20 protein-coding genes are annotated in these 23,381 nt (G+C 72.0%); 6 read left to right on the top strand and 14 right to left on the bottom strand.

Annotated elements, in window-relative coordinates:
* Nucleotides 1-3: 3 nt before the first annotated feature.
* Nucleotides 4-3,186, bottom strand: coding sequence for a cytochrome P450 (locus tag ACZ7EG_RS33755; protein WP_471087480.1), 3,183 nt, complete (start codon nt 3,184-3,186; stop codon nt 4-6).
* 152 nt (nt 3,187-3,338) lie between these two features.
* Between ACZ7EG_RS33755 and ACZ7EG_RS33760 the strand changes: the two genes are divergently transcribed.
* The 5 genes from ACZ7EG_RS33760 to ACZ7EG_RS33780 all read left to right on the top strand — a co-directional run bounded on the left by ACZ7EG_RS33760 (nt 3,339) and on the right by ACZ7EG_RS33780 (nt 8,712).
* A complete protein-coding gene (locus ACZ7EG_RS33760) occupies nt 3,339-3,986 on the top strand; it encodes a helix-turn-helix transcriptional regulator (RefSeq protein WP_471087483.1) in 648 nt (215 codons plus the stop codon).
* Nucleotides 3,987-4,085: 99 nt separating this feature from the next.
* The gene (locus ACZ7EG_RS33765; RefSeq protein ID WP_471087486.1) at nt 4,086-4,580 is read left to right on the top strand and encodes an FBP domain-containing protein; all 495 of its coding nucleotides are present in this window, start codon (nt 4,086-4,088) and stop codon (nt 4,578-4,580) included.
* Between the two features lie 111 nt (nt 4,581-4,691).
* A complete protein-coding gene (locus ACZ7EG_RS33770) occupies nt 4,692-5,945 on the top strand; it encodes an FUSC family protein (protein WP_471087489.1) in 1,254 nt (417 codons plus the stop codon).
* A gap of 46 nt (nt 5,946-5,991) precedes the next feature.
* On the top strand, nt 5,992-7,128 hold the full coding sequence (locus tag ACZ7EG_RS33775) for a hypothetical protein (protein ID WP_471087492.1): 1,137 nt from the start codon (nt 5,992-5,994) through the stop codon (nt 7,126-7,128).
* A gap of 390 nt (nt 7,129-7,518) precedes the next feature.
* Nucleotides 7,519-8,712, top strand: a complete 1,194-nt coding sequence (locus ACZ7EG_RS33780) for a lactonase family protein (RefSeq protein ID WP_471087495.1) — start codon at nt 7,519-7,521, stop codon at nt 8,710-8,712.
* Here ACZ7EG_RS33780 and ACZ7EG_RS33785 read toward each other — a convergent pair.
* Nucleotides 8,680-9,408, bottom strand: coding sequence for a DUF2470 domain-containing protein (locus ACZ7EG_RS33785; protein ID WP_471087498.1), 729 nt, complete (start codon nt 9,406-9,408; stop codon nt 8,680-8,682). The genes ACZ7EG_RS33780 and ACZ7EG_RS33785 overlap by 33 nt on opposite strands.
* A gap of 85 nt (nt 9,409-9,493) precedes the next feature.
* Nucleotides 9,494-10,102, bottom strand: a complete 609-nt coding sequence (locus tag ACZ7EG_RS33790) for a TetR/AcrR family transcriptional regulator (protein WP_344455602.1) — start codon at nt 10,100-10,102, stop codon at nt 9,494-9,496.
* A 108-nt stretch (nt 10,103-10,210) separates the two neighbouring features.
* Between ACZ7EG_RS33790 and ACZ7EG_RS33795 the strand changes: the two genes are divergently transcribed.
* On the top strand, nt 10,211-11,707 hold the full coding sequence (locus ACZ7EG_RS33795; RefSeq protein WP_471087500.1) for a cytochrome P450: 1,497 nt from the start codon (nt 10,211-10,213) through the stop codon (nt 11,705-11,707).
* Here the strand turns inward: ACZ7EG_RS33795 and ACZ7EG_RS33800 are convergent.
* From ACZ7EG_RS33800 to ACZ7EG_RS33850, 11 genes are all read right to left on the bottom strand, one after another.
* Nucleotides 11,669-12,511, bottom strand: coding sequence for a pentapeptide repeat-containing protein (locus ACZ7EG_RS33800; protein WP_471087810.1), 843 nt, complete (start codon nt 12,509-12,511; stop codon nt 11,669-11,671). The genes ACZ7EG_RS33795 and ACZ7EG_RS33800 overlap by 39 nt on opposite strands.
* Nucleotides 12,512-12,541: 30 nt before the next feature.
* A complete protein-coding gene (gene sigJ, locus ACZ7EG_RS33805; RefSeq protein ID WP_471087503.1) occupies nt 12,542-13,453 on the bottom strand; it encodes an RNA polymerase sigma factor SigJ in 912 nt (303 codons plus the stop codon).
* Nucleotides 13,454-13,486: 33 nt separating this feature from the next.
* Nucleotides 13,487-14,221, bottom strand: coding sequence for a PIG-L deacetylase family protein (locus tag ACZ7EG_RS33810; protein WP_471087507.1), 735 nt, complete (start codon nt 14,219-14,221; stop codon nt 13,487-13,489).
* Nucleotides 14,222-14,298: 77 nt separating this feature from the next.
* The gene (locus ACZ7EG_RS33815; RefSeq protein WP_471087510.1) at nt 14,299-15,600 is read right to left on the bottom strand and encodes an alpha/beta fold hydrolase; all 1,302 of its coding nucleotides are present in this window, start codon (nt 15,598-15,600) and stop codon (nt 14,299-14,301) included.
* Between the two features lie 107 nt (nt 15,601-15,707).
* Nucleotides 15,708-16,733, bottom strand: a complete 1,026-nt coding sequence (locus ACZ7EG_RS33820) for a LacI family DNA-binding transcriptional regulator (RefSeq protein WP_471087513.1) — start codon at nt 16,731-16,733, stop codon at nt 15,708-15,710.
* A 90-nt stretch (nt 16,734-16,823) separates the two neighbouring features.
* On the bottom strand, nt 16,824-18,248 hold the full coding sequence (locus tag ACZ7EG_RS33825; protein ID WP_471087517.1) for a BNR repeat-containing protein: 1,425 nt from the start codon (nt 18,246-18,248) through the stop codon (nt 16,824-16,826).
* A 16-nt stretch (nt 18,249-18,264) separates the two neighbouring features.
* Nucleotides 18,265-18,585 (bottom strand): L-rhamnose mutarotase, encoded by a 321-nt coding sequence (locus ACZ7EG_RS33830; protein WP_471087520.1) that lies wholly within the window; start codon nt 18,583-18,585, stop codon nt 18,265-18,267.
* 16 nt (nt 18,586-18,601) lie between these two features.
* Nucleotides 18,602-19,687 carry a rhamnose ABC transporter substrate-binding protein gene (rhaS, locus tag ACZ7EG_RS33835; RefSeq protein ID WP_471087523.1) on the bottom strand — a complete coding sequence of 362 codons (1,086 nt, stop codon included), beginning with the start codon at nt 19,685-19,687 and terminating at the stop codon, nt 18,602-18,604.
* A gap of 111 nt (nt 19,688-19,798) precedes the next feature.
* On the bottom strand, nt 19,799-20,794 hold the full coding sequence (locus ACZ7EG_RS33840) for an ABC transporter permease (protein WP_471087526.1): 996 nt from the start codon (nt 20,792-20,794) through the stop codon (nt 19,799-19,801).
* Nucleotides 20,787-21,827: an ABC transporter permease gene (locus ACZ7EG_RS33845; RefSeq protein WP_471087529.1), complete on the bottom strand. Its 1,041-nt coding sequence runs from the start codon at nt 21,825-21,827 to the stop codon at nt 20,787-20,789. Before ACZ7EG_RS33845 ends, ACZ7EG_RS33840 begins: the two co-directional genes overlap by 8 nt.
* Nucleotides 21,824-23,341 (bottom strand): sugar ABC transporter ATP-binding protein, encoded by a 1,518-nt coding sequence (locus ACZ7EG_RS33850; RefSeq protein WP_471087532.1) that lies wholly within the window; start codon nt 23,339-23,341, stop codon nt 21,824-21,826. Before ACZ7EG_RS33850 ends, ACZ7EG_RS33845 begins: the two co-directional genes overlap by 4 nt.
* Nucleotides 23,342-23,381: the final 40 nt, after the last annotated feature.

Genomic DNA, 23,381 nt, shown 5'->3' on the forward strand with positions numbered 1-23,381 from the left:
CGGTCAGCCGGCCGCGTACACGTCCTCGACGTAACGCCCTTGCGCGATCAGTCCGTCGAGCCACTGCTCGGCGGCCGTCTCGTCGGCGCCCGGCGTGTGCTTCCGGAACAGGGTACGGAACGCCTCCCGCACCCCGGGGGCCATCCGGGAACCTTCACCGCAGACGTACACCCGCGCTCCGGAGTCCAGCAGGCCCCAGACCTCCTCGGCCTCGGCGGCGATCCGGTGCTGCACGAACCGCACCTCGCCCTCGGGCGCCTCGCTGAAGGCGGGGCGCAGGGAGACGGCGCCGGCGGTCTCGGCGGCGCGCAGTTCCTCGGCGTGCAGGAAGTCCGCGTCGGGGGCGTCGCAGCCGAAGTAGCAGAGGGCCGGTGCGAGTTCGGTGCCGGTCGTGAGGGCGGCCGTACGGTCCGCGATGGTGCCGCGGAACGGGGCGAGACCGGTGCCCGCCGCGACCATGACGACCGGCGCCGAGTCGCCGGTGACGTCGATCCGGAAGGCCTCCCGGCAGGGCTGCACGCGCGCGTACACCGTGTCGCCGGGCTCGACGGTGGTGAGGTGGCCGGAGCCGGTCCCCCGGTAGACGCCCCTGCCGGAGCGGGCGGGTGCCTGAAGCAGCGACACCATCAGGTCGACGTGGCCGGGGTCGACGGCCGGCGAGGAGGAGATGGAGTAGTGGCGCGGGCGCAGCGGGGTGAGGAGGTCGAGGAGCCGGGGCCAGTCCAGGGCGCCGCGCAGGGCCGGGTGGTCCTCCAGGATCTCCACGAGGGTGCGCGGGTCGTCGGTGAGGGCGGCCAGGGCCATGCGCTCCGGCGGGCACGGGTTGGCGGCGGCGAGCGCGGCCAGCTGCCCGGCGCTCGGGCGCTCCTGCAGCTCCACGTGGTGAGTGAGGAGCTGCCGTACCGTCACGGGGCGGTCCACGGCGATGCCGTCGCGGCGCGGGCGGGTGGCCCGGATGTCCAGGACGGTGTCGAGGTCGGCGCCGAGCGCGGCGGCGGCACGGGTGACGAGGCCGGGGGCGTTGGCGGGCAGCACGGTGAGGTGGTCGGCCGTGCGGTAGGTGACCCCGTCCGGCAGGGCGACGCGGAGGAACCGCTTGCGCCGGGCGTAGCCGGGGGCGGTGAGGTCGCGCGCCTCGATGACGCGCATGGGGACGAGGCCGTGCCGTTCGGCGAGCGCGTCCAGCGGCCCGCCGGTCAGGGCGCGGACCTCGTAGGCACTCCGGGGCTCGGGGTCCGGGGTCGTGGCGTCCGGGTCGCCGTAACGCTCCAGGAGGGCGGTGCGCAGGGACGCGGTGAAGGCGCGGACGGTGCCGGTGAGGTCGCCGGAGGCGTCGGCGGCTGCGCGGTCCACCAGCCGGGCGGCGCCGGACTCGGCGAGCCGCTCGTCGATGCGGGTGGGGACGTGCTGGTAGGTGGCGGCCCAGTTGCGGTCGCCGACGCCGAGGACGGCGTAGGTCACGCCCGACAGGTCGTGGGTCTCCTCGAGGCGGGCGGCGAAGGCGGTGGCGTCGTCGGTGGGGCGGCCGTTGTAGGAGGCGGCGGTGATGATGACGGGCCGGTCGGTGGGCAGGCCGCCCGCGTGGGCGTCCAGGGGTGCCACCAGGGTCTCGCAGCCGATGGCGGTGGCCTCGTCGGCGAGCTGGGCCGCGAAGTCACGGCAGGTGCCGTAGTTGCTGCCGTGTAGGAAGAGGGCGGCGGTGCCGGGGCGGACGCGGGCCGGCAGATCCTGCGGCTCGGTCACGGCGGTGTCCTGGGCCGGGGCGGCTCCGGGCAGCGGACTGTGGACGCGGTCGGCGCAGGTGCGCGGCGTCAGCGTGAGGGTGAAGCCCTCGGGCTTGAGGGTGAGGGTCTCCTTGACGTCGAGCCGGTAGTCGGCGTGGTCGCTCAGCCGGTAGCGGTGGACGAGCATGGCCAGCAGCATGGTCGCCTCGTGCAGCGCGAACTGCCGTCCGATACAGGCGCGCTCGCCGGTGCCGAACGGCTTGAAGGCGTGCACCGGCCGTTCTGCCTCCGCCTCGGCCGTGAAGCGGGCGGGGTCGAACAGCTCGGGGTTGTCGCCCCACACGGGCTGCCGGTGCAGCATCGGCGTGAGGACCAGGACGCCCTGCCCCGCGCGCAGCGGGATGCGGCCGCCGAGCAGGGTGTCCTCGCGGGCCTCCCGGGAGAACACGGCGGCCGTGGGCCACAGCCGGAGCGCCTCGTTGAGGACCTGGCGGGTGTAGGCCAGCCGGCCGACCTCGTCGAACGTCGGCTCGACGTCGGCCCGGTCGCCCCACAGCGCGTCGACCTCGCGCTGCACCAGCTGGAGCGCGGCGGGGTGCTTGGCCAGGTAGTACAGCGCGAAGGACATCGCGCCGGAGGTGGTCTCGTGGCCGGCGATCAGGAACGTGATGACCTGGTTGCGGATGTTGGCTGTGTCGAGCGTGGCGCCGTCGGCGGGGTGCCGGGCGGTGAGCATCAGGCCGAGGAGGTCCTCGGAGTCGCTCTGGTCGGTGCCGGTGCGCGAGGCGATGACGTCGTCGACGACCCGTGCGAGGTAGGCGGAGTCCTCCCGGAAGGCCGCGTCCTGCTCCGTGTAGTCCTGGCCGGGGACGCGTGCCAGACGGGTCATGCTCCACTCCAGGCAGCGGACCATCGACTGGACGAAGGGGTGCGGTTCGGCCCGTTCGAAGGAACCGAAGTCGTAGCCGAAGCCGGCGAGTCCGATGGTGTCGAGCGTCATGCGGGTCATGTCGTCGGGCACGTTCACCGGCTGCCCGGCGCGGGCGTCGCGGTCCCAGGACGCGATGAGCCGGCGCGCCACCTGAAGCATCACGGGGTGGTAGGTGCGCATCGAGCCGAGTGCGAAGGCGGGCATGAGGATGTCGTGCGCCTTGGCCCAGTTGGGCTCGTCGTTGTACGCGGTGAACAGGCCGTCGGCGGCGAACTCGCGGACGTTGCCCAGACCGGGCCCGATGTGCTTGGCGAACCGCTGCTCGTCGGCGAGTTCTGCCACGAGGTCCAGCTCGCCCACGAACAGGGTGTCCCGCCCGTACAGCCGCCGCACGAGCACGGGGCCGTGCTCACGCATCAGGTCCATGACCTGCTGGATGGGCGCACCGCCGGGTCCGGTGGCGGAGATGTCGGCGACGGGGACGCCGGGGAGGGTGTCGGTGGTCAGGGGGGTCTGTCCGGTGGGGGGCATGACGCGGCAACTGCCTTTCGCGGTACGGAAGTACTGCGCTCCAGCGTGATCCACCGGGCCCGGGAGGCGGCGCCCCGGCCCTACATGATTGTGTAGGAGGAGCAGATGCGCCGCTCTTGCGCGGGAGCGGCCCGGCGTGGCAGGAGAGGCTCGTGGACCTGGCCCGGCACGAGGCCGTGACGTGGCGCAACCGCGCCCTGCTCCTCTTCGACCGGGTCGCGATGCCGGTCGCGGTGTGCGACGTGTACGGGGCGGTACTGCTGGCCAATCCGGCGATGGCGGCGGAGTGCGGCAGGACGCCGGGGCGGTTGCGCGGCCGCGACGTGCTGGACCTGTTCAGCCCGCGGGAGGCGACGCAGGTGGAACGCATCGCCGAGGCCCTGCGCCTGCGGCATCGCTCGCGCTACCAGGTGTCGGTGCGCTGGCGGGCCCCGGGCGGCGCGGAGCGCACCGGCGAACTGACGGCCGATCCGGTCAGCGACACGGCGGAGGACCCCCCTGCCCTGCTGGTGATGCTCCAGGTGGACCCCGAACGCGCCCCCTCCCCCGCCGCACCCGCCGAACCGGCGCGGGTCACCCCGACGGAGGCCCGCATCCTGACGCTTCTGGCCGCCGGCGCCACCACGGCCCGAGCATCCCGGGAGACCGGTCTCACCCCCGACGGCGTGACCTACCACCTGCGCCGCCTGTCGTCCCGCTGGGGCGCGTCCAACCGCACGGAACTGGTGGCCCGGGCCTATGCGCTGGGGGTGCTGAGACCCGGGGTGTGGCCGCCGGAGGTCTCCGGCGCCGAGGCCTGACGGAAATCCGGTCGCCCCTCGCGTCGCGACTGTCTAATCTGACCTCGCCCCCAAAACCTAGGACCCCTAGGTTTATGGACACGACTCCCAGGAGCCCCCATGCAGCCGCTCACCGAGCAGGACATCCGCGCCTCCTTCGTCAACTGCTCGAAGGGCGAGGCCAAGCGCCTCGCCGTGCCCAGGGATCTCGACGGGCGGCCCTGGGACGATCTCGACTTCCTCGGGTGGCGGGATCCGGGAGCGCCGGACCGGAGTTATCTGGTGGCCGAGCGGGACGGGCGGCTCGTGGGGCTGGCGATGCGGTTCCAGGCCGCGCAGCGCGGGTTCCTGCACCGCAGCATGTGTTCGCTGTGCCTGACGACCCACCCGAGGGGCGGGGTCTCACTGATGACCGCGCGCAAGGCGGGGCCGGCCGGGCGTGAGGGCAACTCCGTCGGCGCGTACATGTGCACCGACCTCGCCTGCTCCCTGTACGTACGCGGGAAGAAGGCGCCGGAGGCGGGGTCCCGGCTCGACGAGAGCCTCACCCTGGAGGAGCAGATCGCGCGGACCACGGGCCATCTGGCCGCCTTCCTCGACAAGGTGTACACCTGAGCCCCTCGGTCGCCCCTGGTTTGCCCCGGCATTAACGTCCTTCATGAGCGTCCTTCATGGATGTGTTCGACGGATGCGTTCGATGCGCCGGGGAAGGGGAACAGCCCGAGGATGCGAGAGGTACGTGAGTGGACGGCGCACGCCGAGCGAATCGTGAGGAAGCGCCGTGATCCGGTGGTCGTCCAGACGCTGCGGTCCGCGACGGCGGCGACGATCGCGTACGTCATCGCGCTGCGGCTGAGCCCCGAGCCGGCCCCTCTCACCGCTCCCCTGACGGCACTGCTGGTCGTCCAGGTGACGCTGTACGCCACGATCACCAACGGCTTCCGGCGGGTGAACGCCGTGGTCACGGGCGTGCTCGTCGCCATCGCGTTCAGCCTGCTGGTGGGCCTGACCTGGTGGAGCCTCGCGCTGCTCCTGGTGGCCTCGCTGGCCGTGGGACGGCTGGTCCGGGTGGAGGAGTACGTACCCGAGGTCGCGATCAGCGCGATGCTCGTCCTCGGCGTGACCAGCGTCGGGGACTACGCCTGGGCCCGGGTGGTGGAGACGTTGATCGGCGCGGTCGTCGGGCTCGCCTGCAACCTTCTGCTGGCCCCGCCGGTGTGGGTGGAGGAGGCGGGCGAGTCCATCGAGGACCTGGCGCGCCGCCTGCGGCAGTTGATGCTGCGCATGGGCGAGGAGGCGGCGGCCGGCACGCCCGTGGACCGCGCGGAGAAGCAGCTGCACGAGGCGCGCCGGCTGGACCACGACATCGTCGAGGTGGACGCGGCCCTCCGGCAGGCCGAGGACAGTCTGCGGCTCAACCCGCGCGTGCAGGACAGCGTGCTGCACCGGGTGGTGATGCGCACCGGTCTGGACACGCTGGAGATCTGCACGGTCGTCCTGCGGGTGCTCGCCCGGTCCCTCACCGACCTCGCGAAGGAGCGTGAGCCCAAGCCGCTGTTCGAGGCCGAGACGGGCGCCGTTCTGGAGCAGTTGCTGTCCGAGATCGCCGACGCCGTGGTGAGCTTCGCGGTGCTGGTCACCACCCATCTCAGCGCGAGTGCCGAGTCGGCGGAGGAGCGGCTCGCCGCGGAACTGCGCACCGCCGCGGGCACCCGCGACAAGCTGGACCTGCTGTTGCGCCAGGAGGCCGAGCGCAACCCCGGGTACTGGCAGCTTCCGGGGGCCGTCCTGACGGAGGTCAACCGCATCCTCGACGAGCTCGACACCGAGCACCGCACCCGGCGGCTGTTCGAGGAACTGGACCGCGTCTCGCGCGAGCAGCGCGCCCGGATGCCCCGTCTGACGCGGCTGCGGGAGCGGCTGGGCGTCACGGAGCAGATGTGGCGGAACCGCGCGGGGTTCGACGGGCGTTCTCGCTGAGGGGAACGCCGGCAGGGGGCCGGCACCGGATGCGAGGAGCGGGCCGATGGCCGACACGACCGTGCGGATCGACGGGAACACACTGCGGCTGCCGGGCGGGGTCGCGGTGCGGTTCATCCGCACCCTGCGCCTGCCGGAGACCGGTACCCATCCGCTGCCGCCGGGCCTGGGCGAGTTCCCGGTGCGGCGGGTCGCGGACTACGCGGACCGGGTTCCCGACGCGATGCGGGCGCGCGGCGGTGTGATGCTGCCGGTGTATCTGCGCGAGGCAATGTGGCTGAGCTTCGCGGGCACCTCCGAGCCGGCCGCGCTTCAGGTCGGCGTCGGCAAGGTGTGCGCGGTATCGGGCCGGCCCTGGAGCGACCGGCCGGCTCGCGGCCCGCAGAACTACGTGGTGCTCCCCCGCCAGCCCTGGCTGGACGGCATCAACTCCGGCACGGGCACGGTCCGGCAGTTCGTGGCCGTCCCGCTCGGTCTGGGCGCCACCGTCGAGGGTCAGGTCACGGGCGAGGAGGTGTGGGGCGGCGTGCAGCTGCAGTCCTTCGCGTTGAACGACCGGGAACTGGCGCGGTGGCGAGCGGAGGAACGGGAGCGGGCGGAGCGGACGCGGTTCATGGCGCCGCCGAGTGGCTACGGCGCGGGGCTGCCGGGTGGCCTGCCCACCGCCGCGTCCGGCGGCTACGGCGCCGCGATGCCCATGGCGGCCCCGCCGGCGCCCGGGGCGGCCCCTGCCCCGTCCGCCCGCGGATCGATCCCGGCTCCCGCCGCTGCGGGCGCTCCGGCGAGCCCGCAGCGCGCGGCCGCCGCGATGGGCCTGGGTGTCGGCGGCTCCATGCGGCAGGAGGTCTACCAGGACGACCGGCCTCTCTCGGACTGGTCGAAGAAGCCTGCGGGACGGGTTTTCGTGCACCTGCTGACGCCACCGGAGTGGCGCCGCATCACCGGCGAGGCCGCACCGCCGTCGCCGGTGGACCGGGCCGCCTACACCCGGGCGGGCCTGCCCTGGTTCGACTACTTCGACCAGGACGCGGAGGACCTCGCCCCCACGGACACGCTCCAGGCCGTCAAGCCGGTCGGCGACTGGCTCGGCGACGACCACGAGCCCTGGCAGCCCCCCACGCCGGGGCAGACACAGCAGCTCAAGGACGCCCCGGGCCGACCGGTCGCGGACGGGGACTGGTAGTCGGCCGGGAGCGCAGCGAACGGGACCGGTGGTCCGCCGGGAGCGCCCCGGACGGAGACCCGGGGTCCGCCGGAAGCGCCCCGGACAGAGACCGGAGGTCCGCCGGGAGCACCCAGGACAGATACCGGTGATCCGACGCTGGCGCGTCAAGGACGGGGACCGGGGGGCGACGCTGGCGCGTCAAGGACGGGGACCGGGGGGCGACGCTGGCGCGTCAAGGACGGGGACCCGGGGGGCGACGCTGGCGCGTCAAGGGCGGGAAGCGTCGGCCAACTCCCCCTCAGGTGCGTTGCGCCGCACGCAACACCCGCTGCCGCTTGTTGCACTCGAAGGCCGGCAAACGCCAAGGTGGCAGTCACGACGGGGACGAGTGACGACCTGAGGGGCGACATGGACAGTGGTGGCTGGAGCAGGCGCCGGTTCGTCGGCGTACTGACGGGCGGGGCCGCGGCGGCGGCGCTGTCGTCCTGCGACAACGCGCCCGCGACCCCGTCGACCCCGGCCGCAACGCCCGAGGCGGGTACTAGCCCGTCGCGCGAGGCCCGGCGCCCCTCCGGGCCCCGTCCGCTCCACCTCGGCACCTACACGTCCGTCGAGGGCGGCGGCAAGGGCATCGGCCTGGCCACGTACGACGCGGCGACGGGTGAGATCACCGGTGCCGGCACGATCGGCGGCGTCGGTGACCCGTCGTACCTCGCTGTCCACCCGGACCGCGGCACGCTGTACGCGGTGGACGAGCGTGCGGACGGTGCCGTGACCGCCGTCCGGCTGTCCGACCGGAAGGTGCTGGGCAGTCGCAGCACCGGCGGCGCGGCCCCCTGCCATCTGTCGGTGCACCCGGGCGGGCGCTGGCTGCTCAGTGCGAACTACGGCACGGGCAGCGTCGCCGTGCATCCCATCGACGCCTCGGGCGCCCTCGGCGAACGCACCGCCCTCGTCCGGCACTCCACTCCCCCGCCCGGTCCGGGCCAGGAGGGCCCGCACGCCCACCAGGTCGTCACGAGCCCGGACGGGGGCCATGTGCTCGCCGTCGACCTCGGGACGGACACCGTCTACACGTACCGGCTGGACGACAAGGCGGGCACGCTCACCGAGATCGCACAGGCACACACCCGGCCGGGCGCCGGACCGCGCCATCTCACGTTCCACCCGGGCGGCCGGTACGCGTACCTCGCCAACGAGGTCGACAACACGGTGGCGGTCTGCTCCTACGACAAGGCCTCCGGCCGGTTGACCGTCGGCGAGGCGCAGTCGACGGGCACGGGTTCGGGCACGAACTACCCGGCGCAGATCCTGGTGACCGCCGACGGCCGGTTCGCCTATCTCGCCAACCGCGGCCACAACAGCCTCACGCGCTACGCCGTCGAGGCGGACGGCGCCCGGCTCAGGCTGCTCGACACGGTGCCGGTGGGCGGCGACTTCCCCCGGCAGATCGCGTTCTCCCCGGAGGGCACGCTGCTGTTCGCAGCGAACCAGAAGTCCTCCAGCGTCACCGTCTTCCATGTGGACGAGGGCAACGGCGCACTGCGGCGCGCGGGCGGGTCGTTCCCCTCACCCGTCGCCGTCTGTGCGCTGCCGCTGTAGGGCCCGTGGGCAGGACGCGGCGGTGGCCTGGCCGAGCAGGACGTGCATGCGCTCGGTGAGCTGCGCGACGTCGTCGGCGGGCGCGTGGAAGGCGAGGCGTACGTCGCCGTGGGCGCGGACCCGTTCGATGCGCAGCGTCAGTCCGTGCCGGTCGACGGCGAGCGGCTGGACACGCACCGCGCCGTGCAGGCTGTCGGAGTCGACGAGCCGCGTGAGGCGTTCGACGGCGTCGGCGTGGCAATCGGCGAGGTGGGTCAGCAGCCGGGCCTCGGCCGTGGTGAGCGGGTCGGGCACTGCGGCCGCGAACTCGGCGAGGTCGACGACCACGGAGCCGGACGGCTGCCGCAGCACGACACGGGTGGGCGTGAAGGCGAGCCTCTCCCCCTCGACGGCGAACCAGCCCGCGAGCCACAGCCGGGCGCGGATCCGGTTGCGGACCGGGACGGGCGCGACATCGGCGAACTCCAGTACCGCGGACGGCTCGCCGCGGGGTGCGCAGATCGCGGCCGCGAGCAGGGCGCTGTCCTCGGGAACGTCCACGAACACCCGGCCGCCCTCGTCCACGCCGTGTGCGCCGACCAGTTCCTCCCGTGTGCCCTCCGCGGTCACGGAGCAGGACCATGCGGCGGCGAGCACCGAGCGCGCCCGCTCCGCGGCGGCGGGAGCCGCTGTCCAGCTGTGGCTGTCGTCACCCATCCCAGACCTCCTTAGGTAAGCCTCACCTAACCTATCGAAGATCGGGGTGCACGCCAACCGCGTCACACGACCTTTGCGGGACCTTTCAGGGCGTGAGAACGCCCAGCAGGGCGCGTGCGCACAGCTCGCGCACCTGCTCGCGGCCCAACTCCGTACCGCGCAGCCACTCCAGGCACACGGCCGTGGTGAACGCCAGCCAGCCGCGCACGGCCAGCCGGACCTCCGGCCGCCCCTCGACGGCGGGGCCGAACTCGGGATCCGCGGCGAGCGCGGCGAGGATCTGCCGCTCCTGCGCGGCCAGGGCCCGCTGATAGACGCGCCGCACCGCCTGGTCCCCGGCGGCGTCGGCGCGGTGGAAGGCGCGATAGCCGTGCGCGTGCGCCTGGACGTACTCCAGGAACGTCTCCAGACCTGCGCCGAGTTGCTCGCGGACCGGGACGCCGGGCACCGCCGCCGTCATGCGCAGCATGCGCTCGCTCTCGCGCTCGACGACCGCCGCGAAGAAGTCCCGCTTGGTCGGGAAGTAGTGGTACAGCAGCCCGCGCGACACCCCGGCGATCTCGGCGACCTGCTCGATCCACACGTCGTCGTAGGGGCTCTCCGAGAACAGCCGCGCACCGACCGACAGGAGCTGCTCGCGGCGCTCCTCGGTGCTGAGCCGGCGGCGCGTGCGCCCGCCCTGGTTCGCAGCCATGCCCGCACTTTACTTGACGTCGGTTCAACAACGGGACCACACTGAACCGCGCTATTGAACCCACGTACAACACTGCGAACCCACCGTCGGATCAAGGGAGATCGCGTCATGACGGAGGCGCCGACACGGACCGGGGAGCCCAAGGGTTTCCGGAGTGCCGAGCTGGGCTGGCCGGAGCTGGACCGCATCCCGCATCCGCCGCGCCGGATCCCGCTGCTCGGGGACGTGGTGGGGGTGAACCGGCGCACTCCCCTGCAGGACTCGCTGCGCTACGCCCGTGAGCTGGGGCCGGTGTTCCGGCGGAAGGCGTTCGGCAAGGAGTTCGTGTTCGTGTGGGGTGCCCGGCATGCGGCCGACCTCGCGGACGAGTCGCGGTTCGCCAAGCACGTGGGGCTCGGCGTGGCCAACCTGCGGCCGGTCGCCGGGGACGGCCTGTTCACGGCGTACAACCACGAGCCGAACTGGCAGCTGGCCCACGATGTGCTCGCGCCGGGGTTCAGCCGAGACGCCATGGCCGGTTACCACCCGATGATGCTGTCGGTCGCGCAGCGGCTGACGGAGCACTGGGACCGGGCGGCGGCGACGGGCCGGGCGGTGGACGTGCCCGGCGACATGACCAAGCTGACGCTGGAGACGATCGCGCGCACCGGCTTCGGGCACGACTTCGGTTCGTTCGAACGCTCCCGGCCGCATCCCTTCGTCACCGCGATGGTGGGCACGCTGACCTACGCCCAGCGGCTCAACACCGTGCCCTTCCCGCTGGCACCCCTGCTGCTGCGGAGCGCGAGCCGCCGCAACGCGGCCGACATCGCCCACCTCAACGAGACGGTCGACGAACTGGTGCGGGCCCGGCGCGCCACCGGCGGCGGTGACGGCGATCTGCTCGACCGCATGCTGGAGACGGCCCACCCCGACACCGGGGAAAGGCTGGCGCCGCAGAACGTCCGCCGCCAGGTCATCACGTTCCTCGTCGCCGGCCACGAGACGACCTCCGGCGCGCTCTCCTTCGCCCTGCACTACCTCGCCCGCCACCCGGAGATCGCCGCCCGGGCCCGCGCCGAGGTGGACCGGGTGTGGGGAGACACGGCGGAACCCGCCTACGAGCAGGTGGCCCGGCTGCGCCACGTCCGCCGGGTGCTGGACGAGTCGCTGCGGCTGTGGCCCACCGCGCCCGCGTTCTCCCGGGAGGCCCGGCAGGACACGGTGCTGGCCGGGGAGCATCCCATGCGGCGCGGCGCCTGGGCGCTGGTGCTGACCCCGATGCTGCACCGGGACCCCGAGGTGTGGGGAGCGGACGCCGAGCGGTTCGACCCCGACCGCTTCGACGCCCGCGCCGTACGGTCCCGGCCCCCGCACACGTTCAAGCCGTTCGGGACGGGCGCGCGGGCGTGCATCGGGCGGCAGTTCGCGCTGCACGAGGCCACGCTGGTGCTCGGGCTGCTGCTGCGGCGCTACGAACTGCGGGCCGACCCGGCCTACCGGCTGCGCGTGACGGAACGGCTGACGCTGATGCCGGAGGGCCTGCGGCTGCACCCGGAGCGCCGCACGGCGGTGCGGGCGCCGGACTCAGACCTGCGCTGTCCAGTGCCCGGGGCGGGTGACTGACCCGGGCAGCCGGGTCCCGGCGCTTCCCCGGGCCGCGTTCAGCTGCGGCTGGGTGAGGAAGAACGCCCCGGTCAGGTCGGCGTCGGTGAGGTCCGCGTCGCGCAGGTCGGCACCTATCAGGTCGGCTCCCCGCAGGTCCGCTCCGGTGAGGTCCGCGGCGATGAGATAGGCGCCGCGGAGGCAGGCACCGCGCAGGTCGGCGCCCTTGAGACGGGCGCCCATGAGGTCCGCGCCCCGGCGGTCCTTCTTGCGGCCCTTGAAGCCGGCCCTGGCCAGCTCGCTCGTCCTCAGCAGCAGGACGTTGACCTCCTGGCGGTGTGCCGGCACGTCCAGGGCGGCGATCTCCTCGGGTGTCCCGCCGGTCAGTTCCTCGGTCTTCTCCAGGGCCCTGCGCAGGTCGGCGTGGACGGGACGGGCCGCCGGCAGGGTGAGCGCCTCGGTCAGGTACCACAGCAGTTCGTGCAGCTGCCGGACCACCGGGAACACCTCGAACATGCGGCGGGCCCGCTCCGGCGGACCGGTCCGCCAGTCCTGTCCGCCGAAGGTGATCTGCGAGACCTGCTGCCCGGCGCCGAAGCAGTCGTAGACCGTGCAGCCGGTGAATCCCTGCTGCCGGAGCCGGGCGTGGATGCCGCAGCGGTGGTCCTCCCGGAGGTTGCGGCAGGGCGTGCCGGCGGCCTTGTCGACCGCGAAGTCGGCCGAGGCGGCGAAGGGCAGGGCGACGCAGCACAGCCCGAAGCACTGCTCGCAGTCGCCGCGCAGTTCCGGCTGCCCGGCCTGGTGATCTCGCATGCCGTTCAGCATACGAAACGACAACTGACGGGCCCGTTCCGGTCACATCACCGGCCGGGGCACCTCCAGACGCTCCAGCCGCTCGGGGTCGGCCAGGATGTACATGTCCGTGATGCGGCCGTCGACGATCGTGACGCCCATGACCGACTGGACGCGGCCCCCGTGCGCGTTGACCAGTCCGACCGAGCCGTTGACCAGGACCAGCTCCGCGGCCTGTGTGAACGGGGCGAACATGAGCGCCTGCTCCGCCACCGCCTTCGCGCCCTGAACCAGCTTGGAGGCGGCCGCGCCGCGCACGAGCGCGCCCGAGTCGGCCCGCAGCAGCACATCCGGGTGCAGTACGGCCACCAGCGCCTCGAAGTCCCCGGCGCGCGCGGCGGCCAGGAAGGCGTCGAGCACCTGCTTCTGCCGGCCGAGGTCCGGCTCGCCCGACGGGGTGGCACCGCGCACCCGGCGCCGGGCGCGGCTCGCGAGCTGCCGGGTCGCGGCCGGGTTGCGCTCCACGATCGGCGCGATGTCGTCGAACGGCACCGCGAACATGTCGTGCAGGACGAACGTGAGCCGCTCGTCGGGCGTCAGGTTCTCCAGCACGACGAGCAGGGCCAGGCCCACGGAGTCGGCCTGGAGCACCTCCTCGGCCGGATCGATGTGGGACAGGGGCCGGAGCACCGGGTCCGGGACGTAGGCCCGCACGGTGTCCTGGCTGTCGCCCATCGGCTCCTCGCGACGGGCGGTGCGCGAGCGCAGCATGTCCAGGCAGATGCGGCCGGTCACCGTGGTCAGCCAGCCGCCGAGGTTGTGGATGTCGTCCGTGCCGGTGCGGCTGAGCTTCAGCCAGGCCTCCTGGACGGCGTCCTCCGCCTCGGAGAGCGATCCGAGCATGCGGTAGGCCACCGCCTTCAAGTGTCCGCGCTGTTCCTCGAAGCGGTGCGCCAGTTCCTCATTGCCTGTCATGGTCTCCCCCGTCGTCTGTTGATCAACCGCTGATCATCTGCTGAACAGTTCGAACGCCACCGCGGGGCGGCCCCCGAACCGCTCCCCCGTCCTCTCCGCGTGCTGCGTCAGGAAGCCGCGCGCATACGTCTCCGGGTCCTCGCTGGTCAACACCTCGATGTAGGTACGGTGTTCCAGCAGGGAGCGCACAGCCCGTTCCATCCCGGCTGTCGCGTCGACCGCGTGCGTGGGCGTGCTGGAACCCGCGACCGCGACCCAGCGCACGCCGTCCCACGGGTCGAGGCCCTGCTCGACGAGCTCGGGGAAGATCCACCGGTTGCCGGCGTCGCCGGCGGCGTCGAGCGTGGCCCGGCCGACGGCCACGTGGTCCGGGGTGTTCCAGGCGACGCCGCCCCAGGTGTCGCGATGGTTGAGCGTGAGGACCAGCTCGGGCTTGTGGCGGCGGATGGCGGCGGCGATGTCGCGGCGCAGGGCGGTGCCGTACTCGATGACACCGTCCTTGTGGTCGAGGAACTCCACCTCCGAGACACCGACGACCGCCGCACTGGCCCGCTGCTCACGCTCGCGCAGCGGCCCGCATCGCTCGGGCTCCAGTGTGTCGATGCCCGCCTCGCCCCGGGTCGCGAGGACGTAGGCGACCTCGCGCCCCTCGTCGGTCCAGGCCGCGATCGCCGCCGAGCAGCCGTACTCGAGGTCGTCCGGATGTGCCACGACCGCGAGGGCACGCCGCCAGTCGCCGGGCATGGGCTGCAGTTGAGTGGTCGTCATGTCCGCAGACTAGTCCGCGCCGCCGGCATCACAGGGGGGGGTGCGGCACCGTGTCATGCCTCGCCCCGCGCACCGTGTCATGCCTCGCCCCGCACCAGCGCCAGCAGCCGGTCGAGGACGCGGGGGCCGCCGGTGCGGATGCCGTCGTGCTCGAACTCGTCCGTGATCCAGGTGCGCAGACCCCGGATCGTGCGGGCGGTGCGCAGGGAGTGGGCCGTGTCGACGTACATGTCGTCGTGGTAGACGGCCGCCACCACCGGCACCGTGTTGGCGGCGAGGCGGGCCGGGTCGTACAGGGGCGTCCAGTCGGTGCGGGCGGCGAGCAGTTCGGCGGTCTCGCGCAGCGGGCGCAGGGCCGGGTCGCAGTCGAACATCCAGGGGTGAATCGATTCTCCGGTGAACAGCAGGGGCTCGTCACCGGCGAGGGCCTTGGCGGCGTCGAACTGCGGGAACTCGGCGCGGACCCGCTCGGCGGACCAGGCCGTGGGCCGGGCGTCCTGGCCGTAGATCGACTCGTGGATCAGGGCGTACAGCGGGTGACGGGCGAAGGAGAGCAGGGCCTGCACCTGCTCCTGGAAGGCGTCCGAGAGCCTGGAGCCCTGCGCGGTACGGACGAAGGCGTCCTCGAGGAGGTGGTGCAGCCGGTGGGTGCCCTCTCCGGTGCCGAGGGCGATGCCGAGGGACTGGAAGGCCTCCACGGTGAGCCGGTAGCCGTTCGGCAGGACCACGTCGTGGTGGAGCAGGTGGTCGGCGATGCGGCGGGCGCGTTCGGCGTCCTGCGGGTAGCGGTCGTAGTGGGCGGTGACCTTGCGTTCGATGCGCGCGAACGCGGCCCGGTAGACGTCGTCGGCGTGGGCGTCCAAGGAAGGCAGGCCGCCGGTGATCACGGCGGTGGCCAGGCCTTCGGGGGCGAGCGACAGGTAGGTGGTCGCGCAGAAGCCGCCGAAGCTCTGGCCGAGGACGGTCCAGGGCTTGCCTCCGGTGAGTTCCGCGCGGACGGCCTCGCAGTCGTGGACGATCGAGTCGGCGCGGAAGTGTGTGAGGTAGTCGGCCTGCTCGGCCGGGCCGCCGCGCAGCGGGAGCGTCTGGCGGTTCGCGGGGGTGCTGTGGCCGGTGCCGCGCTGGTCGAGGAGCAGGACTCGGTACTCCTTCAGGGCCCTGCCGAGCCAGCCCGGCCGCCCGACGGACCGGTCGGCGCCGAAGCCGGGTCCGCCCTGGAGATAGAGCAGCCACGGCAGGTCCTGGGATGCCTTGTCGCTCGCCACGACCTCCCGGGCGTACAGCTCGATCGTCTCGCCCTCGGGTCGGCCGTGGTCGAGGGGGACGGTGAAGCGGCGGTCGGTGAGGAGGACTCCGGGCTGGCGGTAGCTGACGGTCAACAGGGCTCCCGGGACGGAGGGATTTCGGACCGCGTCCCAGTTCATCACAAGGATCGCCCGTGGGTGAGCCCCTCGATCATGAAACCTTGCTGAACGGCCGTTCAGGCTCAGCGGGCGGACAGGCTGGAGCGACGGACCACCAGCTCGGGCTGCAGGACGACCCTGCGGTGCTCGTGTGTGCGTGCCGCGCCCTCCTCCTCCGTCTCCTCCAGGAGCAGGTCGGCGGCCATGGCGCCCATGGTGACGGCGGGCTGCCGCACCGAGGTGAGCGGGACGGCCGCGGCGGCGGCGAACTCGATGTCGTCGTAGCCGACGATGGCGAGGTCGTCGGGGACGCCGACTCCGGCCGCGTACATGGCCTGCAGGACACCGAGGGCGAGCAGGTCGTTGGCGCAGAACACGGCGGTGGGCCGGTCGGCGATCCCGAGCAGCCGGGCCCCGGCGTCCCGTCCCGCGGCGACGTCCAGCCGTTCGGTCGGCAGCTCGCGCAGCGCGTCGGGGCCCAGACCGGCCTCGGCGAGCGCTTCGAGGGCACCCGTGCGGCGGTCGCGGACCTGGTTCAGGCCGGGCGGGCCGCTGACGTAGGCGATCGAGCGGTGTCCGGCGTCGACGAGGTGGCGTACGGCCAGGGCGCCGCCCGCCACGTCGTCGACGGAGACCGAGCACTCGGTGGTGCCCTCGGCGACCCGGTCGACCAGGACGAACGGGATGCCGTGCCGGCGGAACGTCTCGATGTTGCGGCCGGTCGCGTCGGCCGGGGTGAGCAGCACGCCCCGCACCCGCTGCTCGGCGAAGAGCGACAGGTACTCGGCCTCCTCGCCCGGGTTCTGGGCGCTGTTGCAGACCATGACACCGAGTCCGGCCTGCCGGGCGGCGCGCTCGGCTCCGCGCGCGACGTCGACGAAGAAGGGGTTGCCCATGTCGAGGACGAGCAGTCCCATGATGCGGCTGCGGCCCGCGCGCAGCTGGCGCGCGGACTCGCTGCGGACGTAGCCGAGCCGGTCTATCGCGGACAGCACCCGGGCCCGGGTCTCGGTCGCGACCGTGTCCGGGCGGTTGATCACGTTCGAGACCGTGCCGACGGAGACTCCGGCGACGCGGGCGACGTCCTTGATACCCACCGACTGGGCCATCGGGCAGGGACCTCCAGAGGGGAGACGAGGGGGGGCGGCGTCCGGGGCGGCTTCACACTACCGGCACGCCGCCCCGGGAACCGGATACGGTCAGGCGGGCAGGCGGAAGTCCGTCACGTGCAGCGCCGAGGGCGTCGTACCGCTGGACTTCTCCTGGTACATGAACGACAGCACCCCGTCCTGCGCGACCCGCGTCTCGTCGATGACGACCTCGCCGAAGGCGTTGAGGCCGCTGCCGTCGAAAAGGGTCTTCCAGTCCGTGTACCCGGAGGCGGCGGAGGCACCGGCGATCCGGCCGAAGGGGAAGACCGCGTACGCGTTGTCGTACTTGTCCAGGATCAGCTTGGTGCGCTGGCTGGAGTTCAGAGGGACCGGTATCTCGGTCTTCTGCCAGGTGCCGGAGGCGTTCTTGCGGACGTGGAAGGCGCGTCCGTTGGCGGTCCGGTCCGCGACGTAGTTCGTGGTGCACTGGCCGAAGCGGCCCGGGACGTAGGAGATGATCGCGTGCGGCCGGCCCGCGGAGTCGGTGAACTGGCTCTCCTGGTTCATCAGGGAGTGGTCGGGGTTGAGCGGGTCGATCACCAGGCCGGCGTCGGTCACGGACACCTTGTCGGAGCCGCCGGTGACGCCCACGACGGTGCCGGCGTTGTTGCGCCAGGTGCGGCCCCGGTCGTCGGAGTAGACGTAGCCGGTGTCGTGGTTGGTGATGCCTCCGCCGTTGCACATCACGGCGCCGTTCTGCTCGCGCCAGGTGAAGAACGAGTGCAGCCGGCCGCCCCGGTCGTAGTCGATGCCGTGCAGGTACATGTTGCGGGCCGTCGAGGAGCCGTGCTCGCTGGTGTACGTGCCGGTGGAGGCGGACCACTCGCCGAGGTCGGTCCACCTGGTTCCGTCGTACTCGGCGAGGGCGTTGCGGCCGTTGCCGGAGACGGCGACGCGATAGCTCAGCTGGAGCTTGCCGTCGGGCGTGGAGACGAACTGCGGGTAGGTGAACTGGGAGGTGAGCGCCAGCCCGTCCAGGGTGGACTGGGGCGCCCCGAAGCGACTGGCGGTCCAGCTCAGCCCGCCGGGGTTGTCCATCAGCCCGGCCACCGACTTGACGTAGGTGAAGCCGTCGCTGTGGGAGTCCATGTTGAGGTGCAGCCGGCCGTCGACCTTGGAGACGCCCATGGAGATGACGTTGTGCGAGTCGTCGTACCGGAGGGTGTGCCCGACCTTCACGGTCGACCAGGTGCTCCCGCCGAGGACGCGGCGGCCGACGACGGCGCCCCGGTCGGCGGTGTACCAGACGGCGTACTGGTAGCCCTTGTAGGTCAGCAGGCCGTTCTTCTGGAATGCGTTGTTGTTGACCAGCCCGTCGTACGACACGAAGAAGATGGCCCGACCGTCGAGTGTGGTGGTGCCGGTCCGGGTGACGGAAGGGCCCGGGTCGGCGGCCCGCGCCGTGCCTGAGGTCAGGGCGGGGGTCACCACTGCTCCCGCGAGGGCGGCGGCCAGCAAGGTACGTCTGTGCATCTCGTGGACTCCATCGTCATGCGAGGTGGAACACTTCCGTGAGCGGTTTCATGGCCTCGTCGGGCCGGGCGCCGTCCAGCGACTCGAAGAACGGCGCCATCTCCGCCTGCCAGCGGGCGTTGACGTCGGTGGCTTCCATGCCGGCCTGGGCGGCCTCGAAGTCCTCGGTCTCCAGGTAGCCGACCAGCAGTCCGTCCTCGCGCAGGAAGAGCGAGTAGTTGTGCCAGCCGGTCTCCGAGAGCGCCTTCAGCATCTCGGGCCATACCGCGGCGTGCCGCTCGCGGTACTCGTCGAGGCGGTCCGCCCGGACCTTCAGCAGGAAGCACACGCGCTGCATCAACGATTCTCCGGGACTAGAAGTTGAACTGGTCGATGTTCTTGGCGTCGAACACGGTGGGCTTGCCGAGGCTGATCACGCCGTCCTTGCCGATGGTGTACTCGCCCATGGAGCCGGCCTTGAAGGTCTCGCCCTCCTTGCCCGTGATCTGCCCGGAGGACAGGGCGACAGCCGTGCGGGCGGCCAGTTCGCCGAGCTTCGCCGGGTCCCACAGCTCGAACGCCTCGACGGTGCCGTTCTTGACGTACTTGCGCATGTCGTTGGGGGTGCCGAGGCCGGTCAGCTTGACCTTGCCCTTGTACTTGGAGCCCGACAGGTACTGGGCGGCGGCCTTGATGCCGACGGTGGTCGGGGAGATGATCCCCTTCAGGTCCGGGTACTCCTGGAGCAGGCCCTGGGTCTGCTGGAAGGACTGCTGGGCGTCGTCGTTGCCGTATGCCGTCTTGACCAGCTTGATGTTCTTGTACTCGGGCTTCTTCAGCTCGTCCTTCATGAAGTCGATCCAGGTGTTCTGGTTCGTCGCGGTCTGCGCCGCGGACAGGATCGCGATCTCGCCCTTGTAGCCGATCTGCTCGGCGAGCAGCTGCACCTCGGTACGGCCCAGGTCCTCGGCGGAGGCCTGCGAGACGAAGGCGTTGCGGCAGTCGGGCGTGGTGTCGGAGTCGTAGGTGACGACCTTGATGTCGTTCTTCATGGCCTGCTTGAGCGCGGTGCACAGCGCACCCGGGTCCTGGGCGGACACGGCCATCGCGTCGACCTGCTGCTGGGTGAGCGTGTTGACGTAACTGACCTGCCCGGCGGTGTCGGTCGCGCTGGACGGCCCGACCTCCTTGTAGCTGGACCCCAGCTCCTTCAGGGCCTTCTCGCCGCCCTTGTCGGCACTGGTGAAGTACGGGTTGTTCACCTGCTTGGGCAGGAACCCCACGGTGAGGCCCTTCTTGGTGGCCGCGTTCGGGTCGGCCTTGCCGGCGGTGGCGGCGCTGCCACCCTCGTTCGCGACGTCCTTCTTGGTGGTGCCGCCGCCGCAGGCGGTCAACGCGAGTGCGAGGGAGGTGGCGGTGGCGAGGGCCGCGCAGCCGCGGCGCAGGGTTGACTTACGCATGACGGTTTCCTTTGACGAAGGTGAGTGAGGCGCGCCCTTGTCTTCTTGGGGGCGCGGGGCTGTATCGATATGCGGCTCCGCCGCGCGGGCGCGAACAGCCACAGCGGACGGTCAGCCGGACGACGATTGAGCACGCACGACGGCGATCTGCCGCGCGACCCGCGGTCCGAGTACGGAAAGCACGAGCAACACACCGGTGACGACGATCTGCGACTGTGCGGAAACGTCCTGGAGGCTCATCACGTTCTGCAACGCCCCCAGCAGAAACACCCCGGCGATAGCCCCGCCGAGCGTGCCCTTGCCACCGTCGAAGTCGATACCGCCGAGCAACACCGCGGCCACCACGGACAGTTCGAGGCCGGTGGCGTTGTCATACCGCGCACTCGCGTAGTGCAGCGCCCAGAAGATCCCGGTCAGTGAGGCCATCAGCCCGGTCAGCGTGAACAGGACCAGCTTCTGCCGCTTGACCCGGATGCCGGCGAACCGCGCGGCCTCCTCGCTCGCGCCGATCGCGAACAGCGACCGTCCGAACGGCGTGGCGTGCAGCGCGACCACGGCGAGGGCGAGCAGGACGAGGAAGGGCAGGAAGGCGTAGGGGATGAAGGTGTCACCGATGCGCCCGGCCGCGAAGTCCAGGTACTGCGTGGGGAAGTCGGTCACCGCGTCGGACCCGAGCACGATCTGTGCGATGCCCCGGTAGGCGGCGAGGGTACCGATGGTGACGGCGAGGGACGGCAGCCCCAGCCGGGTCACCAGCAGCCCGTTGACCAGCCCGCACACGACGCCGAGCAGCAGGCAGATCGGGATGATCGTCTCGATGGCCATGCCCTGGTTCCACAAGGCGCCCATCACGGCACCGGACAGACCGGCCGTGGACGCGACGGACAGGTCGATCTCGCCGGAGACCACCAGCAGGGTCATGGGCAGCGCGATCAGCGCGATGGGCAGGGTGTTGCCGATCAGGAACGACAGGTTGAGCGCGTTGCCGAACCCGTCGACGAAGCCGAAGGAGAACAGCAGGACCACGACGAGCAGGGCGCCGACCGCGGAATCCCACCTCTTCAAGGCGGACCAGCGGACCGCTCGGCTCAGGGAGATGTCAGCCATGGCGGGCGTTCCTCTTCTTCAGGGCGGAGGCCACGCGCAGCGCGACGATCCGGTCGACCGCGATCGCGAGGATGAGCAGGATGCCGTTGATCGCGAGCACCCACACGGAGCTGACGCCGAGGGCGGGCAGCACGCTGTTGACGGAGGTCAGCAGCAGCGCCCCGAGGGCCGCGCCGTAGACGCTGCCGGAGCCGCCGGTGAAGACGACGCCACCGACCACGACCGCGCTCACGACGGTCAGTTCGTAGCCGTTTCCGGTGCCGGAGTCGACGTTGCCGAACCGGGCCAGGTACATCGCGCCGGCGAGTCCGGCGAGCGCCCCGCAGAAGGTGTACGCGGCGAGGATCCGCTTGCGGACGGGGATGCCGGCGAGGCGGGCCGCCTCGGGGTTGGAGCCGAGGGCGTACAGCTCGCGTCCGCCGGCGAAGTGCCTGAGGTAGTAGGCGGTGGCGATGAGCACCGAAAGCGCGATCAGCGCCAGGTACGGCACCGCGGAGATGCCGCCGGAGCCGAAGTCGACGAATCCGCCGGGCAGATCGGCCGCGGTGATCTGGCGGGAGCCGACCCAGATGGAGTCGATGCCGCGGATGATGTAGAGCGTGCCGAGGGTGACGACCAGCGCGGGCACCTGGCCGAGGCTGACGAGCAGTCCGTTGAGCAGGCCGAAGCCGATGCCGAGCAGGACCGCCAGGGCGATCGCCACGACGGAGTCGCCCCCACCCTGGAGATACGTGCCGGCGGCGAAGGCGCTGATGCCGAGCGTGGATCCGACGGACAGGTCGACGTTGCGGGTGATGACCACCAGGGACTGGCCGGTGGCGACCAGGACCAGGATCGTCGCGTTCAGCAGGAGGTCCTTGATGCCCTGCTCGGACAGGAACTGGCTGTTGCCGGCCTGGGTGACGCCGATCATCACCAGGAAGACGAGCAGGATGGCGAGTTCGCGCATCTTGAAGACACGGTCGGCCAGCCGGGTGCCGCTCGACTTGGGCACGTCGGCCACGGGGGCCTCTTGCGGGGTCACGACCGTCATGCGGCGGCCCTCCCGGTGGCTGCGGCCATCACGGTTTCCTCGGTGGCGTCGGAGCGTGGGATCTCGGCGGTGAGCCGGCCCTCGTGCATCACCAGCACGCGGTCGGCCATGCCGAGGATCTCGGGCAGGTCGGAGGAGATCATCAGGACGGCCACGCCGTCGGCGGCCAGCTGTGACAGCAGCCGGTGCACCTCGGCCTTGGTGCCGACGTCGATGCCGCGGGTCGGCTCGTCGACGATCAGCACCTTGGGACCGGTGGCCAGCCATTTGGCGAGCACGACCTTCTGCTGGTTGCCGCCGGAGAGCGTGTTGACGGTATCGGCGATCCGGGCGTACTTGACCTGGAGCTTGACGGCCCAGTCGAGGGAGCGGCTGCGCTCGGCGCCGCGGTCCATCAGCCCGGCCTTCACCGTCGTGCGCAGCCCGGTGAGCCCGATGTTCCGCTCAATGGACATGTCCATCACAAGGCCCTGGGCGCGCCGGTCCTCCGGGACCAGGGCGACTCCGGCGGCCATGGCGGCCGAGGGCGCGCCGTTGACCAGGGACTTGCCGTGGACGGCGACCTCGCCGGCGTCCCAGCGGTCGATGCCGAAGACCGCCCGGGCGACCTCGGTGCGCCCGGCGCCGACGAGCCCGGCCAGGCCGACGATCTCGCCGTGCCGGACGTCGAAGGAGACGTCGGTGAAGACGCCCTCGCGGGTCAGCCGGCGCACGCTCAGGGCGACCTCGCCCGGTGTCACGTCCTGCTTGGGGTAGAGCTCGTCCAGGTCACGGCCGACCATGCGGCGCACGAGGTCGTCCTCGGTCATGCCGTCCAGCGGTTCGCTGCCGACCAAGGCGCCGTCGCGCAGGGTGGTGACCCGTCGGCAGATCTCGAAGATCTCCTCCAGGCGGTGGGAGATGAACAGCACGGCGGCGCCCTGGTCGCGCAGGGTGCGGACGACGCCGAAGAGGCGGGCGACCTCGCTGCCGGTGAGGGCGGCCGTAGGTTCGTCCATGATCAGGACACGGGCGTCGAAGGAGAGGGCCTTGGCGATCTCGACGATCTGCTGGTCGGCGATGGACAGGCCGCGGGCGGGCCGGTCGGGGTCGAGTTCGACCCCGAGGCGCTTCATCAGGGCGGCGGTCGCGTTGTGGGTGGCCTTGTGGTCGATCCGGCCGAGGGCGCGGCGCGGCTGGCGGCCCATGTAGATGTTCTCGGCGATCGAAAGGTCGGGGAAGAGCGTGGGCTCCTGGTAGATCACGGCGATGCCGGCGTCGCGGGCGTCGCCGGGTCCGTGGAAGGCGACCGGCGCACCGTCGAGCAGCACCTGGCCGGCGTCCGGTCGGTGCACGCCGGCGAGGGTCTTGATGAGGGTGGACTTGCCGGCACCGTTCTCACCGGCGAGTGCGTGCACCTCCCCGGGGAACAGCTCCAGGGAGACGTCCCGCAGTGCGCGGACCGCGCCGAAGGACTTGGAGACGTCCTTCAGAGCGAGAACCGGGGCCGGACCCGTGGTGGACGGGTGGGTCATGAGGGCTCCTCGACGACGCCGACGGGTCGGCCCTCTCGGC

This window comes from Streptomyces sp. NPDC037100, assembly GCF_055606225.1.